At 57.5% G+C, this 15,021-nt stretch carries 13 protein-coding genes; 12 read left to right on the top strand and 1 reads right to left on the bottom strand.

Features of this window, described 5'->3' with window-relative positions:
• Positions 1-13 precede the first annotated feature (13 nt).
• The 12 genes from D3F01_RS01680 to D3F01_RS01625 all read left to right on the top strand — a co-directional run bounded on the left by D3F01_RS01680 (position 14) and on the right by D3F01_RS01625 (position 14,576).
• Entirely contained in the window at positions 14-1,213 is a 1,200-nt protein-coding gene (locus D3F01_RS01680; protein WP_097770747.1) for an aspartate kinase, read from the top strand.
• A 52-nt stretch (positions 1,214-1,265) separates the two neighbouring features.
• Positions 1,266-3,542 (top strand): hydratase, encoded by a 2,277-nt coding sequence (locus D3F01_RS01675; RefSeq protein ID WP_242885691.1) that lies wholly within the window; start codon positions 1,266-1,268, stop codon positions 3,540-3,542.
• A 174-nt stretch (positions 3,543-3,716) separates the two neighbouring features.
• Entirely contained in the window at positions 3,717-4,565 is an 849-nt protein-coding gene (locus tag D3F01_RS01670) for a PHP domain-containing protein (protein ID WP_242885690.1), read from the top strand.
• Between the two features lie 245 nt (positions 4,566-4,810).
• Positions 4,811-5,071 (top strand): TIGR03905 family TSCPD domain-containing protein, encoded by a 261-nt coding sequence (locus tag D3F01_RS01665; RefSeq protein WP_117476878.1) that lies wholly within the window; start codon positions 4,811-4,813, stop codon positions 5,069-5,071.
• A 288-nt stretch (positions 5,072-5,359) separates the two neighbouring features.
• Positions 5,360-7,666 carry an ATP-dependent Clp protease ATP-binding subunit gene (locus D3F01_RS01660; RefSeq protein ID WP_117504427.1) on the top strand — a complete coding sequence of 769 codons (2,307 nt, stop codon included), beginning with the start codon at positions 5,360-5,362 and terminating at the stop codon, positions 7,664-7,666.
• A gap of 155 nt (positions 7,667-7,821) precedes the next feature.
• Complete coding sequence (locus D3F01_RS01655; protein ID WP_242885689.1) at positions 7,822-8,802, top strand: diacylglycerol kinase family protein; 981 nt, start codon at positions 7,822-7,824, stop codon at positions 8,800-8,802.
• Positions 8,803-8,893: 91 nt separating this feature from the next.
• Positions 8,894-9,715, top strand: coding sequence for a PD-(D/E)XK nuclease family transposase (locus D3F01_RS01650; RefSeq protein WP_242885688.1), 822 nt, complete (start codon positions 8,894-8,896; stop codon positions 9,713-9,715).
• 239 nt (positions 9,716-9,954) lie between these two features.
• Positions 9,955-10,239 (top strand): co-chaperone GroES, encoded by a 285-nt coding sequence (locus tag D3F01_RS01645; protein WP_005932536.1) that lies wholly within the window; start codon positions 9,955-9,957, stop codon positions 10,237-10,239.
• Positions 10,240-10,287: 48 nt separating this feature from the next.
• Complete coding sequence (gene groL, locus D3F01_RS01640) at positions 10,288-11,928, top strand: chaperonin GroEL (protein WP_097770751.1); 1,641 nt, start codon at positions 10,288-10,290, stop codon at positions 11,926-11,928.
• A 289-nt stretch (positions 11,929-12,217) separates the two neighbouring features.
• Complete coding sequence (locus tag D3F01_RS01635; protein ID WP_242885687.1) at positions 12,218-12,442, top strand: hypothetical protein; 225 nt, start codon at positions 12,218-12,220, stop codon at positions 12,440-12,442.
• Positions 12,443-12,510: 68 nt separating this feature from the next.
• Positions 12,511-13,338, top strand: coding sequence for an abortive infection system antitoxin AbiGi family protein (locus D3F01_RS01630; protein WP_242885686.1), 828 nt, complete (start codon positions 12,511-12,513; stop codon positions 13,336-13,338).
• Positions 13,338-14,576 (top strand): abortive infection system toxin AbiGii family protein, encoded by a 1,239-nt coding sequence (locus D3F01_RS01625; protein ID WP_242885685.1) that lies wholly within the window; start codon positions 13,338-13,340, stop codon positions 14,574-14,576. The genes D3F01_RS01630 and D3F01_RS01625 overlap by 1 nt, the downstream gene beginning before the upstream one ends.
• Positions 14,577-14,629: 53 nt before the next feature.
• Here the strand turns inward: D3F01_RS01625 and D3F01_RS01620 are convergent, their stop codons facing one another.
• The gene (locus D3F01_RS01620; protein WP_015538063.1) at positions 14,630-14,932 is read right to left on the bottom strand and encodes a helix-turn-helix transcriptional regulator; all 303 of its coding nucleotides are present in this window, start codon (positions 14,930-14,932) and stop codon (positions 14,630-14,632) included.
• Positions 14,933-15,021 lie beyond the last annotated feature (89 nt).

The raw sequence follows: 15,021 nt of genomic DNA, 5'->3' as shown, positions 1-15,021 counted from the left end.
AGAGTGACAAACTATGGCGTTGATCGTACAGAAGTTCGGCGGTTCTTCGGTGAAGGACCGGAACCGTATCTTCAACGTGGCCCGCATCGTGGCCAACACCCACAAGGCGGGCAATGACGTGGTGGTGGTGGTGTCTGCACAGGGCGACACCACCGACGACCTGATCGCAAAGGCTGCTGAGATCACCCACAACCCTTCGGCCCGTGAGATGGATATGCTGCTGGCCGCCGGTGAGGAGATCAGCATCGCGCTGCTGGCCATGGCTCTGAACGAGCTGGGCTGCCACGCCACCAGCCTGACAGGCTGGCAGGCTGGCTTCCGCACCGACCGTGCCTACACCAAGGCACGCATCACCCGCATGGAGACCGAGCGCATTTCCTCCGAGCTGGAGCGCAACCGCGTGGTGGTCGTGGCAGGCTTCCAGGGCCTGAACAAGCTGGATGATATCACCACCCTGGGCCGCGGCGGCTCTGATACCAGCGCCGTGGCCATTGCAGCGGCCCTGCACGCAGACCGCTGCCAGATCTACACCGATGTGGAAGGCGTTTACACCGCAGACCCCCGCAAGGTGCGCAACACCCGCAAGCTGGAAGAGATCACCTTTGACGAGATGCTGGAGCTGGCCTCTCTGGGTGCGCAGGTGCTGAACAACCGCAGCGTGGAGCTGGCAAAGAAGTATAATGTGGAGCTGGAAGTGCTGTCCAGCCTGAATCCCGTGCCCGGTACGGTGGTCAAGGAGGTTACAAAAGACATGGAAGGTATGCTGATCAAGGGTGTTGCAAAGGACACCGATGTTGCCGTTATCACGATCCTGAACGTTCCCGATGAGCCGGGCACCAGCTTCAAGATCTTTGGCCTGCTGGCCCAGAAGAACATCAACGTGGATATCATCCTGCAGTCCACCGGCCGCGACGGCAAGAAGGATATCTCCTTCACCTGCGCCGAGGGCGAGGCTGAGACCGCCATGCGGGTGCTCAAGGAGAGCGGCAAGTTCAAGGATGCCACCTGCGACGAGACCTGCGCAAAGGTCTCCATCGTGGGTGCCGGTATGCAGAGCCACAGCGGCGTTGCCTCCAAGATGTTCGAGGCACTCTCCAACAACAACATCAACATCAAGATGATCTCCACCAGTGAGATCAAGATCTCCTGCATCATTGACCGTGACGACGCTGACAAGGCGGTCAGCGCCATCCACGATATGCTGTTTGACTAATTCAGAGGGGCTGGCAACAGCCCCTTTTTTGCAAAAGCGAGGGGGAAGTATTATGTTGGAATCGATCAAATGCAGCACCTCGGGTGCATACTACCTGCGGGGGCAGTGGGTGCCCGCCGACGCGCAGGCTCCTGCGGCACTGGCAGCTGCAGGCGTGACTGCGGAGCAGGCCGGCCAGGCCTACAAGGGCACCATGGCCTACGGCATCCTCACCGCCCACAACACCAGCGGCAACGACCGGGATCTCCGGATCAGGTTCGATGCCATGGCAAGCCACGACATCACCTTTGTGGGCATCATCCAGACGGCCCGCGCCTCGGGGCTGGAAAAATTCCCCATCCCCTATGTGCTGACCAACTGCCACAACAGCCTGTGCGCCGTGGGCGGCACCATCAACGAGGATGACCACCGCTTCGGCCTGTCCGCTGCCAAAAAGTACGGCGGCATCTTTGTGCCGCCCCACATGGCGGTCATCCACCAGTACATGCGCGAGCGCTTTGCGGGCTGCGGCAAAATGATCCTTGGTTCCGATTCCCACACCCGCTACGGCGCGCTGGGCACCATGGCCATCGGCGAGGGCGGCGGCGAGCTGGCAAAGCAGCTGCTGGGCCGCACCTACGATGTGGCCCGCCCCGGCGTGGTGGCCATCTGCCTGACCGGCGCTCTGCCCGCAGGCTGCGGCCCCCACGATGTGGCCATTGCACTGGTGGGCGAGCTGTTCAAGAGCGGCTATGTCAAAAACAAGGTCATGGAGTTTGTTGGCCCCGGCATTGCCTCCCTGCGGCAGGACACCCGCAACGCCATTGATGCCATGACCACCGAGACCACCTGCCTTTCCTCCATCTGGGAGACCGATGAAAAGACCCGGCAGTACCTCACGGTCCATGGCAGGGCAGGGGACTACAAGCCCCTGCACCCGGCAGATCTGGCCTATTACGACGGCGTGGTGAGCGTGGACCTTTCCAAGATCCGGCCCATGATCGCCCTGCCCATGCACCCCTCCAACGCCTTTCCCATCGAGGAGCTGAACGCCAACCTCAAGGACATCCTCCACGAATGTGAGGAGAACGTCCAGAAGCTGGTGGGCCGCTCTGACGTGAAGCTGGATCTGTGCAGCAAGATCGAAAACGGCAGGCTCCGGGTGGATCAGGGAGTCATCGCAGGCTGCGCGGGCGGCCTGTTCGACAGCATCTACGAGGCCGCTGCCATCCTCAAGGGCCATACCGGCGGCTGCGGGGACTACGCCCTCAGCGTCTACCCCGGCAGCCAGCCCATTATGATGGAGCTGAACCGCACCGGCGTGCTCACCGACCTGATGGCCAGCGGTGCCACCATCCGCACGGCCTTCTGCGGCCCCTGCTTCGGCGCGGGCGATGTGCCCGCCAACGGGGCGCTGTCCATCCGCCACACCACCCGCAACTTCCCCAGCCGCGAGGGCTCCAAGCCCGGCAGCGGCCAGCTGGCAGGCGTGGCCCTGATGGATGCCCGCAGCATTGCCGCCACCACGGCCAACGGCGGCATCCTGACCCCCGCAACGGAGGTGGATTACGACCCCACCGTGCCCGAATATCACTACGACCCCTCCAGCTACGAGGCCCGGGTGTATCAGGGCTTTGGCCACGGCGATTACGATGCCCTGCTCAAGCTGGGCCCCAACATCAAGGACTGGCCCGAGATCGCCCCGCTGGGCGACAACCTGCTGCTGAAGGTGGCCTCCTACATCACCGACCCCGTCACCACCACGGACGAGCTCATCCCCTCAGGTGAGACCTCTTCCTACCGCTCCAACCCCCTGGGTCTGGCCGAGTTCACCCTCAGCCGCAAGGACCCCGCCTATGTGGGGCGCGCCAAGGCCGTGCAGGCCGAGGAAGCCGCCCGCCGGGCCGGGCAGGGGGATGCCGCCCTGCTGGCAAAGATCCGTGCCGTGCCCGGCTGCGAGGCCCTGACCTGGGACGATGTACAGCTGGCCTCCACCATTTTTGCCGTCAAGCCCGGCGACGGCTCTGCCCGTGAGCAGGCCGCCAGCTGCCAGCGCGTGCTGGGGGCCGGGGCCAACATCGTCAACGAGTACGCCACCAAGCGTTACCGCTCCAACCTCATCAACTGGGGCATGCTGCCCTTCCAGCTCAACGGTGCGGCTCCCTTCGGCCTGGGGGATTACATCCTCATCCCCCATGTCCGGGAAGCCCTCAAGGGCGATCTGCAGAACATCCCTGCCTATGTGCTGGGGGAGGAAGTGAAGCCCTTTGCCCTCTATATGGCACCCCTGACCTCTGATGAGCGGGAGATTTTGGCAGACGGGTGTTTGATCAATTATTATAAGAGATAAAGCCCTCTCAGTCTCGCTTTGCTCGACAGCTCTCCCAAAGGGAGAGCCAATGCATCTGACCGGTGAAGGACTGCAAGTTTGCAGTGCCCTGCCTTGATGCTGCAATTGCCTCTCCCTCTGGGAGAGGTGGCAAAGCCTCAGGCTTTGACGGAGAGGGCGAGGAGGTTCCATTCCATGCCCGGCGATCTACACAACCACACCACCTATTCCGACGGTTCCGTGCCCGTGGCCCGGCTGCCCCTGATGGCAGCCCGGGTGGGGCTGGATGCCATGGCCATCTCTGACCACGATACGCTGCGCAGCGTGCAGTATGCCTACGACCACCCGGTGCAGGATGGGGTAAAGCTCATCCCGGCCACCGAGCTCACCGGTTACGATTACGAGCGCCAGCACCGGGTCCACCTGCTGGCCTACTGGCCTGACCCCGAGAGCGAGGCCCTGCGCCGCCACTGCGATATCATGCGCCAGCGCCGCAACGAGTGCTGTTTGCAGAGCGCCCGGGAGCTGGAAGCCATCTTCCCCCAGTTCCGCACCGAGCAGGCGCTGGAATACGCCAGAGACAGCGGCGTGCTCTATAAGAGCGGCATCATGCAGGCGCTGCGGGAGCTGGGCCTTGCCGACAGCATCTACGGCGAGCGCTACCATGAGCTGTTCGGCTGGAACCCGCGGGGCAGGGTGCTCCACTCGCCCGAGTATATCCCGGTGCGGGAGGTTCTGGCCACAGCCAGAGCCGCCGGTGCCGTGGTGGTGTTCGCCCACCCCACCGTGTACAAGAGTATGCCCCTGCTCCGGGAGCTGGTCAGGGAGGGGATGGTGGACGGCATCGAGATCGACCACCCCAGCAACAGCCCCGAGGACAAGGCCGAGTGTGCCGCCCTCTGTGGGCAGTATCACCTCATCCACACCGGCGGCACCGACTTCCACGGGGCCAACCATAAAAAGGTCTACCCCGTGGGCACCTGCACCACCCCCGATGACCAGATCGTGCGGATCGAGGAGCTGGCGAGGAAGAGAAAAAAGTAAACCGATTTGAGCATTCTTATGAGAACTGCCAAGGCCTCGCCCTTCGGGAGAGGTGGCATTGCGTCAGCAATGACGGAGAGGGTGAGTTCGGTAAAGTCCGTGAGCATCCTCACCCTCTCAGTCTCGCTTTGCTCGACAGCTCCCCCGAAGGGGGAGCCCTTGGCAAAGAGGGCAGGTTCCGCCTCTTGCAGGAACGTTGTTTTTGTAGTATACTGTGGGCAAGTCAAAAAGAGAGGATGTTTTCCATGAGCAAATCTTTCAGCTTCCCCAATGTGGGCACCTGTTCCAGGCAGACAAACATCGTGCTGAACGATGACCACACCATCGAGTCCGTTGAGGTCATCGGCGGCTGCAACGGCAACCTCAAGGGCATCAGCCGCCTGCTCAAGGGCATGAAGGCTGAGGATGCCATCGCCCGCATGGAGGGTACTACCTGCGGCCCCCGCCCCACCAGCTGCCCCGACCAGATCGCCAAGAACCTGAAAAAGGCTCTGGCAGAACTGTAATCAGAACAGGCGAAACACCGCTCTGTCGTGCATTGCATGGCAGGGCGGTTTTTTGTTGGGCAGCGCCCTCTCAGTCTCGCTTTGCTCGACAGCTCTCCCAAAGGGAGAGCCAACGCATCGTCTCAATTCAGCAGCCACTAAAGGCCAGGCCGCAATTGGCTCCCCCCTCGGGGGAGCTGGCAAAGCCGATAGGCTTTGACTGAGAGGGTTGACACAAACCGCTGTTTTTTTTCCATTCACCGGGCCTATACTTTGCTGTGTATGAAACAATACAGCAAGGAGCAGAGCATGAGCATTTGGGAAGCATTCGGCATGGGCAGACACAAGGGGTTTTCGCGGGAGGCAGGGCTGCTACTGGACGAAGCCGTGGAGCTTGCGGGCAGCATGGGCTGTGCCCGGGCGGATACCGGGCATCTGCTGCTTGCCATGCTGCAGACCGACCGCGGCCCGGCGGGGCGGTTTCTGGCGGGCAAGAACATCACCGAGCCCGCCGTGCGCCGCCAGCTGGCCGAGGGCCGCACCAGCCCGGCCCGGCAGCTGGACAGAAAGGCGCTGGCCCCAGACCTGCGCCGGGCTATGGATTATGCTCTCATCGGGGCACAGAACGCCCACCTGCCCAAGGCGGAGCCGGAGCATCTGCTCTGTGCCATGCTGGAGGATACCGACTGTGCGGCGGGGGTGCTGCTGGCCTCCATGGGGGTGCAGCTGGCCGAGGCCGTGCGGGAGTGCCGTCAGATCTCGGGGCAGTTCATCCTGCCCGGCACGCCCCGGGCCAGCGCCATGCCCCGGGGCAGCCGCGCCAGCGATAAGTATTGCCGCGACCTGACCCGCCGCGCGGTGGACGGCGAGCTGGACCCGGTGTTCTGCCGGGATGCGGAGCTGGACCGGATGGTGGAGATCCTGTGCCGCCGCCAGAAGAACAACCCCTGTCTGGTGGGGGAGCCGGGCGTGGGCAAAACAGCCCTTGCCGAGGGCCTTGCCCAGCGCATCGCCAGCCGGAACGTGCCCCGGATGCTGCAGGGGCGGCGGCTGCTGGCGCTGGATATGGCCAGCCTTGTGGCGGGCACCAAGTACCGGGGCGACTTTGAGGAGCGGTTCAAGACCCTTCTGGAGGAGCTTGTGCGGGACGGCAGCGCCATTTTGTTTGTGGACGAGTTCCACACCATCGTGGGAGCCGGCGCGGCAGAAGGGGCCATTGATGCCGCCAGCATCCTGAAGCCCGTGCTGGCCCGGGGGGAGCTGCAGCTCATCGGGGCCACCACCGATCAGGAGTTCCGCACCCATATCCAGAAGGATGCCGCACTGGAGCGTCGCTTTGGCCGGGTGCAGATCGAGGAGCCTACCCCGGCGCAGGCCGCGGCGATCCTGGAGGGCCTTGCCCCCCGCTACGAGCGCTATCACAGCGTGCATCTGCCGCCCGAGACGCTGCGGGAGGCCGTGGAGCTCTCGGTGCGGTACCTGCCGGGGCGCTTCCTGCCCGATAAGGCCATCGACCTTGTGGACGAGGCCTGTGCCGCTGCCCGCATCCGCGCCGAGCGGGAGGGGAAAGCAGATCCCACCCTCACCCGGGAGGACATTGCCCGGGTGGTGGCGCAGGCCAGCGGCGTGCCCGTGGAGCGGGTGGGGGAGAAGGAACGGGAACGGCTGGACAAGCTGGAATCCCGCCTCAACGCCGAGATCGTGGGCCAGCAGAAGGCCGTGGCGGCGGTGGCCGGGGCCATCCGGCGCAGCCGCACCGGGCTGGGGGAGCCGGGCCGCCCCATGGGGGCCATGCTCTTTCTGGGGCCCACCGGTGTGGGCAAGACCGCCCTTGCCAAGGCCCTTGCCGCCAGCTGGTTCGGCAGCGAAAAAGCTCTGCTCAAGTTCGATATGTCGGAGTATCAGGAGCAGCACACCACGGCCCGCCTGCTGGGCGCGCCTCCGGGCTACCTTGGCCACGATGAGGGCGGCCAGCTCACCGAAGCTGTCCGCCGCCGCCCCTACAGCGTGGTGCTCTTTGACGAGATCGAAAAGGCCCACCCGGACATCCAGAATATCCTGCTGCAGATCCTGGAGGACGGCCAGCTCACCGATGCCATGGGCCGCAAGGCCGATTTCCGCAATACCATCGTCCTGCTCACCTCCAACCTGGGGGCACGCTTTCTGGCCGGGCAGAGCGCCCCGCTGGGCTTTGCGGCGGGCAGCGAGGCCGTGTTTGAAAAGCAGTCGGCCCAGGCCATTGAAGAGGCCAAAAAGTGGTTCCGGCCCGAGCTGGTGGGGCGGCTGGATGAGCTCATCGTGTTCCGTCCCCTTGCAGAGGACAGCCTGTGTGCCATCGCCGAGAAGCTGCTGGGCCAGCTGGAAGCCCGTGCCGCCCGCAATGGGTATCAGCTGACCCATACGCCCCGGGTGGGGGCAGTGCTGGCCGCAAGGGCGCGCTCGCCCTATGGGGCCCGGGAGCTGCGGCGGCAGGTGGACCGCGCTGTGGAACAGGCCCTCGCCAACCAGATCGCCTCCGGCACGGCCCACACCGGCCAGCACTGGACCGCCGACTGCACGGTGGATGGGGCAATCGTGTTGGAAGAGGGGGAAGCAGTAGAGCAAACCATCGGCTAAACCCATCAGTCACGCTGCCCTTACAGATGCATTGGCTCCCCCTTCGGGGGAGCTGGCGAGCGAAGCGAGACTGAGAGGGTGAGCACGCTTCCCCCTTGCATCCTCCGGCGTTTTCGTTTATCATAGAGAAAGCGAAACGCCCCAAGGAGGAAACCATGCGTTATTTGTTTTTACTGAACCCCGCTGCGGGCAAGCAGGACTGCACCGTCCAGCTCATCCCGCAGATCAGAGCCGCTGCCGCCCGGGCCGGGTGGAGCCAGGCCGATTATACCATCCACACCACTGAGTATGCGGGCCACGCCCGGGAGCTGGCCCGTGCCGCAGCCCAGGAGGCAGCGCAGGCAGGGGACAGCCTGCGCATCTGGACAGCGGGCGGCGACGGCACCTTCATGGAAGCCATGACCGGCGTGCAGGGCTTTGCCAACGCCGCCGTGGGCTGCCTGCCCTACGGCAGCGGCAACGACTTCCTGCGCACCTACGGCACCCGGGCGGAGTTTACCGACCTCGATGCCCAGCTGGCGGGCGGGGAAGTGACCATCGACCTGCTGGAGACCAGTCTGGGCCTGTCCGCCACCATCTGCGCGGCGGGTCTGGACGCGCAGGTGGCCTACGGCATCCCCAAGTTCCGGCGGATCCCCCTGTGCGGCGGCGAGATGTCCTACCTGCTCTCCATCGTGGAGCAGCTCTGCGGGCATATCGGCCGCAGGGTCACCTTTACCATTGATGACGAGGAGCTGACCGTGGACTGCCTGATGTGCGCCATCTGCAATGGCCGGGCCTATGGCGGCGGCTTCCTTGCCGCCCCCGAGGCCGACCCCGCCGACGGCTGGCTGGACGTGATGATCGTCCGCAGGGTGGGGCGGCTGACCATTGCCAAGCTGCTGGGGATGTACAAGAGCGGCCGGCATTTTGTGAACGGCCAGCTCACCGAGGAGGCAAAGCCTTACTTCCTCTACCGCCGTGCCCGGCGGGTGGCGCTGCACCCTGCCGATGGCCGCGGCCCCATCGTTGCCACCGCCGACGGCGAGTGCGCCCCCTGTGATGCGGTGGAGGCTATTCTGCGCCCCCTGAGCGGCCGCATCCTCCTGCCTGCCTCGGCGTATGAGCGGTTTGTGACGAAACACGCTGTGGTATGAAATTTACAGAAATACGCTTGATTTATGAAGAATTCTATGATAAGATGAAGCCGTAAGAAGGTGTTTGGAAAAAAGCAGGAGGGATGGGGCTATGAACTGGTCGGATGCAGAGAAAAAAGAAAAGCGGCATCAGGAAGATCTTGATCGTCTGCGCAGCTTTCGCCCTATGGATGATACCTTTATGCGAGGGCTCTTTAAGGAAAATCTTCCGCTGGCAGAGTTGGTGCTTCGGATCATTACCGGAAAGCCTGATCTGATCCTGACAAAATGCGAGACACAGGCTGATATGAAGCGAGTGACCGGTGCGCGTTCAATCTGTCTGGATGCCTATGCAACCGACAGTGCGGGCAAGAAGTATGACATTGAGGTCCAGCGCGCGGACAATGGCGCAGACCCGCACCGGGCAAGATATCATTCCAGTGTGATGGACGTGGAAAATCTGGACGAAAAGCAGGATTATAAAGAACTGCCGGATACCTATGTTATTTTCATCACGGAAAATGATTACTACAAGGCTGGCGAGCCGATCTATACGATCCAGAACATGAATCTGACGCTGAACCGCCCGTTCAATGATGGTGCCCATATCCTGTATGTGAATGGGGAATACCGGGATGATTCAGAGATCGGCAGGCTGATGCACGATTTCAATTGCACCAGCGCGGATGAAATGAATTTTGAACTGCTGGCAGAGAGAACACGCTATCTGAAAGAAAACCCGAAAGGAGTGAGCGAAATGTGTAAAGTGATGGAAGACCTGAGAGTGGAAAGCTATACGGAAGGCCGGGAAGAACAGGCCAGAATGATGGCACAGAAATTGTACCGAAAGGGATACTCCATTGAGGAGATCGCTGATATGGTGGAGTACAGCACCGAGAAGGTGGAGGAATGGCTCACGCCGAAAGCAGGTTGAAACAGGAGAAAAAGCGCCCGGGTATCGCAACGAAAAAGTACGATATCCGGGCGCTTTTGCGTTGTCATAAATTCTTAACAAACAAATTTTGAGAAAACCCTTGATTTTTACCCCTGAGATGAGTACAATACACTTAGCACTCAGAGAAAAGGAGTGCTAAACAACCAAAGGCCCGGCAGAAACGGGCCGAAGGTGCCAAAAAAGTTTTCATTATATTTTATTATAGGAGGGCAAGAACTATGAAGATCATTCCTCTTGCAGACCGTGTTGTTATCAAGGCCGTTGAAGTCGAGGAGACCACCAAGGGCGGCCTCATCCTGACCGGCAGCGCCAAGGAGAAGCCCCAGGTGGCTGAGGTCGTGGCTGTTGGCCCCGGCGGCATCGTGGACGGCAACGAAGTCAAGATGACCGTGAAGGTCGGCGATAAGGTCCTGACCAGCAAGTACTCCGGTACTGAGGTCAAGGTGGACGGCGAGGAGTGCACCATCGTGCGTCAGGGCGATATCCTGGCCATCGTGGAGTAAGTTTCCCCTCTGAAATTGAAATTTGAGCTTTGAAGGAGCGATTTGATTATGGCAAAACAGATCAAGCAGGGCGAGGATGCCCGCAAGGCACTGTGTGCCGGTATTGATACCCTGGCAAATACCGTGAAGATCACCCTGGGCCCCAAGGGCCGCAATGTGGTGCTGGGCAAGAAGTTCGGCGCACCCGTCATCACCAACGACGGCGTGACCATTGCCAAGGAGATCGAGCTGAAGGACGAGTTCGAGAACATGGGCGCGCAGCTGGTGCGTGAGGTCGCAACCAAGACCAACGATGCCGCAGGCGACGGCACCACCACCGCAACCGTTCTGGCACAGGCCATGGTCACCGAGGGCATGAAGAACGTTACCGCCGGTGCCAACCCCATGGATATCCGCCGCGGCATGAGCAAGGCTGTTGCCAAGGCTGTTGAGACCATCAAGGCCCACAGCCAGAAGGTCAAGGACAGCAACGATATCGCCCGCGTCGGCACCATTTCTGCCGGTGACCCCGAGATCGGCCGCCTGATCGCCGAGGCCATGGAGAAGGTCACCTCCGACGGTGTCATCACCATCGAGGAGAACAAGACCACCGCTGAGACCTACAATGAGATCGTGGAAGGTATGCAGTTTGACCGCGGCTACCTGACCCCCTATATGGTCACCGATACCGACAAGATGGAGGCTGTTCTGGACAACGCCGCCGTCCTGATCACCGATAAGAAGATCAGCGTCATCCAGGATCTGGTCCCCCTGCTGGAGCAGGTCATGCAGAACGGCATGAAGCTGCTGATCGTGGCTGAGGACATCGAGGGCGAGGCTCTGTCCACCCTGATCGTCAACCGCCTGCGCGGCACCCTGAACGTCTGCGCTGTCAAGGCTCCCGGCTTTGGCGACCGCCGCAAGGAGATGCTGCAGGATATCGCTATCCTGACCGGCGGCACCGTTGTGTCCGCTGATCTGGGCTATGAGCTGAAGGACGCTACCGTCCAGATGCTGGGCCATGCCCGTCAGGTCAAGGTCACCAAGGAGAACACCACCATCGTGGGCGGCGCAGGCGATAAGGATGCCATTGCAGCCCGCATTGCACAGATCCGCAACCAGATCGAGGCTTCCACCAGCGATTTCGACCGTGAGAAGCTGCAGGAGCGCCTGGCAAAGCTGGCCGGCGGCGTTGCAGTCATCAAGGTCGGTGCTGCTACCGAGGTCGAGATGAAGGATAAGAAGCTGCGCATCGAGGACGCTCTGAACGCAACCAAGGCTGCTGTTCAGGAAGGTGTTGTTGCTGGCGGCGGCACCGCTCCCATCAACGCCATCCCCGCTGTGCGCGCCCTGTGCGACACGCTGGAAGGCGACGAGCGCACCGGTGCCAAGATCGTCCTGAAGGCTCTGGAGGCACCTCTGCGCCAGATCGCCAAGAACGCCGGTCTGGAGGGCAGCGTCATCATCGACAAGATCGTTTCTGCCAACAAGCCTAACTACGGCTTCGACGCTCAGAACGAGGTCTTTGTTGAGGATATGATCGCCGCCGGTATCGTTGACCCCACCAAGGTCACCCGTTCCGCTCTGGAGAACGCAGCATCCGTTGCTGAGATGGTGCTGACCACCGAGAGCCTGGTCGCTGACCTGCCCGAACCCCCCGCTGCTCCCGCAGCCGGTGGTGACATGGGCGGCATGGGCGGCATGTACTAATAACTGCCAAAAACCCGCATGAACACTTGATTTTTGGAGCGTGCGAAAACGGATTTACGCCAAACTTACGCCACTTACGCCAAAAATCAAAGCGCACTATAGGGTAACAAAATCGGCACTCGCTGAAAAGCGGGTGCCGATTTTTTGCGTCTAGGGGATTTGAAGACTCATGAAACCCACTGATGGATTCTGCGAGCGGCAGACTGTCAGCGGCTTTATTGTTGACGAAAAACAAAGGTAGGGATACAATAATAAAAAAGAATGTAAAACCGGAAGGGAGCGCGCCGCCATGCAAAATCAGAGGGACTTCTGCACAGAATGCCGCAGAGAAACGAGCTACACCCTGAAGAAAATCAAAATCAACCAGACCATCCGGGAAAAGGAATATACTTTTGAGATTACGGCTGCTTTCTGCAACGAATGCGGCGGCGAAATGGGGATTCCCGGCCTGATGGACTACAACATGAAGGAAATCGACGAGCAGTATCGTAGCTTTCGAGCACTGGATGGATAGTGGGAGTATATCGAATCGATGATATAAAGTGATAGATACTAGGAAAGTGGCAGCAAAGGACAACTATAATGAAGGATACGCTTAACTTAGGCAAAATTAACCCGAATGAGCAAAGAAACAAAGTCCCAAAACATATTCCATCTAAGGTTCATCCAGATACATTGTTTACTTTTATGACAGATTTCGGATTTCTTTTGGGATGCTTAGAACATAAAATGCTTTCTCCACGGTATTGTGAAGAAGATGTACGATACTTAAATCTTAGAAGAGTAAAATCTTTAGCCTGTCCAATGAAATGTTTTTGTGATATCAGTCTAAAAAAGCTAAAAGTTCACATGGACTGGTATGGTGACTATGGAATTGCGTTTGGGAAAGAATGGGGAATGCGGCATAATATCCAGCCAGTGCACTATTTAAATGAAGAATCTGATTTAAGAAAGGATATTACAGAAGTATTAAAAGCTGCCCTGAATGAGGAAAAGGCCGGTTCTAAAACCCATGAAATGCTTAAAAACTATTTGTTGCATGAGTTAATGTATTATAAACCATATCAAGGAAAAATGAAAAACAGAAAAACCAAGAAAATAGCGGTCAAATGCCTTATGGATGAATGCGAATGGAGGTATATTCCAGATGTAGCTACCCTTGACCTTGAACAAGTGATAGTAAATCCCGGCGTGGAAAATGTAGGATATGTTCAATTGGCCAGCAACTCGATGAATTTTAGAGAAGAAGTTTCCCTGCATTTTGAGTATTCGGATATAAAGCACATCGTTCTTCAGACAAAAGAAGAATATCAGGAATTGAGCAGGGCTATCGATTCGTGGAAATTTGAAGACAAATCCGAAATTTTATCAAAAGTGATTATTTGGCCGGATAAGCAGGAGGATTTCTGATGATTCCAAATTTTAATAAAGCTTTTAAAAGCACTCCCACGGCAGAAAAAACAATACCCAAGGCTGTGATGGAATATTTGAATTCAACTGCTCCGACAGGAACAAGATATATTCAAGACAAAGATGGAGGCATAACGTTAATAGCAGATGGAAAGCCATTTACCATCAGTGGATTTACACTTGAAATCCCCAAATCAATAAAAAAACAGGTTGAAAGTTTTAGCAAAGATGAGTTTAATCAATTTGTTTATAATGCGCAGATGGAGTTAAAAGTCAACCTAAATAAAGATGGGTATATTATTATTAATGGTGAAGAACTGCCAGTAGAAGCCTTGCACCGCAATATATATAATCCAATAAAGCAAAAGAATATGCAATTTTTCTTGATGCCAGAGCCGTTTCCGGAAGTGCCCGATATCAAAATTGCATCGGATAAATACACTCGCATATTGAAAATGAAACGATATCCTTATGCAAGTTTAACCGAGAAACATTTTGAAAGTGAAGATGGAAAGTCTCTGAAATTAAAATTAACTATGGATGACAAAAAAGAAAGTAGTCACATTCAGCTAACGTACAATTTGAATTGTGCAAAATCTGTTCAGGAAATCGTAGAAAGCGTGGAAATTTTTAATGCCTTTATAGATGGAAAAGGATATTTGATGGGTGAAAAAATACCATCGAATATGGTGCCCGATGAACCGAAAGACAAATTCGATAAAAAAACTTTGGAATTTTGGGAAAAGGTGCTAAAAGTAGAAACTGCATTAGGACTTACATTTAAGCCAACGAAAGATGTTCCCAAAATGGAAACAATATATAATATTGAAAAACTATACCAAACAATTATATTGAAAAAACCTATACGTGAAGAGCATAAAATAACCTCACTATCATCTGAATGGAATGCTGAGAGCATGGATCGAATAAAAAATGCAATCGGAAAACCAAGGTATTTTCAGTATACAGGAGATCTGAAATTTAATATTATGGGACAAGAGTTTAAGTGTCCCTCTATTTTTGGTATGTTTAACTGCAAGCTAGCGGATGTAAAGGTAGCGGATGGCACAACTACATTGTTTTTTGCCGATGAATCAGATGATAAAACGGGGTACACATCGGTGTTATCATTTGCGACTGAGAAAGAGCTAGATGCATATGGACATGTGGAAAAATATAATCATGCAAACGACTTGAAAGATGCACAGACGATTCAGACCATTTTAAGTAAAAACTGATATTGATATAGCAAAAACAGCCGCCCAGCGACCTTACGGTCTCGCTGGGCGGCTTATTTTTTGCGTTTCCAGAGCAAATATTCTTCGTAGCGGTGCATCTCGTTCTGTTCTTCTTCGGTCAGGCGCTGGCGCTGTTTGCGGGCTTCGTCCGAGGGGTCGATGTCGGTCAGGCCCAGAAGGTAGTCGGCGGAGGTGCCGTAGAGCTTGCAGATGGCAAGCAGCACATCGCTAGGCGGCGAATTGCGTCCCTGCTCCCAAGCGCTGACCGCCCAAACGGTAAGCCCCAGCTTGTCCGCAAGGCTCTTTTGGGTGTCATGGTAGTTCTTTCGGATCTCTGCCAGTCGCTCTCCAAGCATTATCAATACCACCTTTCCTGTTACTAGTATAGGGAATTCTACTAGTTTTTGACGAAAGACGCACTTAAAATGCTGGACACGATACAAAC

It is taken from the genome of Faecalibacterium sp. BCRC 81149, assembly GCF_022750605.1.
Lineage (GTDB): Bacteria > Bacillota > Clostridia > Oscillospirales > Ruminococcaceae > Faecalibacterium > Faecalibacterium duncaniae.
Note: the sequence above shows the minus strand (reverse complement) of the source record. Positions and strands in the feature narration are given on the sequence as shown.

Bases quoted from the DNA above. Each gene is read 5' to 3' on its own strand.
- D3F01_RS01665 (WP_117476878.1), top strand. From the start codon at position 4,811: ATGAGCAAATCTTTCAGCTTCCCCAATGTGGGCACCTGTTCCAGGCAG.
- D3F01_RS01625 (WP_242885685.1), top strand. From the start codon at position 13,338: ATGATTCCAAATTTTAATAAAGCTTTTAAAAGCACTCCCACGGCAGAA.
- D3F01_RS01650 (WP_242885688.1), top strand. From the start codon at position 8,894: ATGAACTGGTCGGATGCAGAGAAAAAAGAAAAGCGGCATCAGGAAGAT.
- D3F01_RS01660 (WP_117504427.1), top strand. From the start codon at position 5,360: ATGAGCATTTGGGAAGCATTCGGCATGGGCAGACACAAGGGGTTTTCG.
- groL (WP_097770751.1), top strand. From the start codon at position 10,288: ATGGCAAAACAGATCAAGCAGGGCGAGGATGCCCGCAAGGCACTGTGT.
- D3F01_RS01670 (WP_242885690.1), top strand. From the start codon at position 3,717: ATGCCCGGCGATCTACACAACCACACCACCTATTCCGACGGTTCCGTG.
- D3F01_RS01675 (WP_242885691.1), top strand. From the start codon at position 1,266: ATGTTGGAATCGATCAAATGCAGCACCTCGGGTGCATACTACCTGCGG.
- D3F01_RS01630 (WP_242885686.1), top strand. From the start codon at position 12,511: ATGAAGGATACGCTTAACTTAGGCAAAATTAACCCGAATGAGCAAAGA.
- D3F01_RS01620 (WP_015538063.1), bottom strand. From the start codon at position 14,932: ATGCTTGGAGAGCGACTGGCAGAGATCCGAAAGAACTACCATGACACC.
- D3F01_RS01655 (WP_242885689.1), top strand. From the start codon at position 7,822: ATGCGTTATTTGTTTTTACTGAACCCCGCTGCGGGCAAGCAGGACTGC.
- D3F01_RS01635 (WP_242885687.1), top strand. From the start codon at position 12,218: ATGCAAAATCAGAGGGACTTCTGCACAGAATGCCGCAGAGAAACGAGC.
- D3F01_RS01645 (WP_005932536.1), top strand. From the start codon at position 9,955: ATGAAGATCATTCCTCTTGCAGACCGTGTTGTTATCAAGGCCGTTGAA.
- D3F01_RS01680 (WP_097770747.1), top strand. From the start codon at position 14: ATGGCGTTGATCGTACAGAAGTTCGGCGGTTCTTCGGTGAAGGACCGG.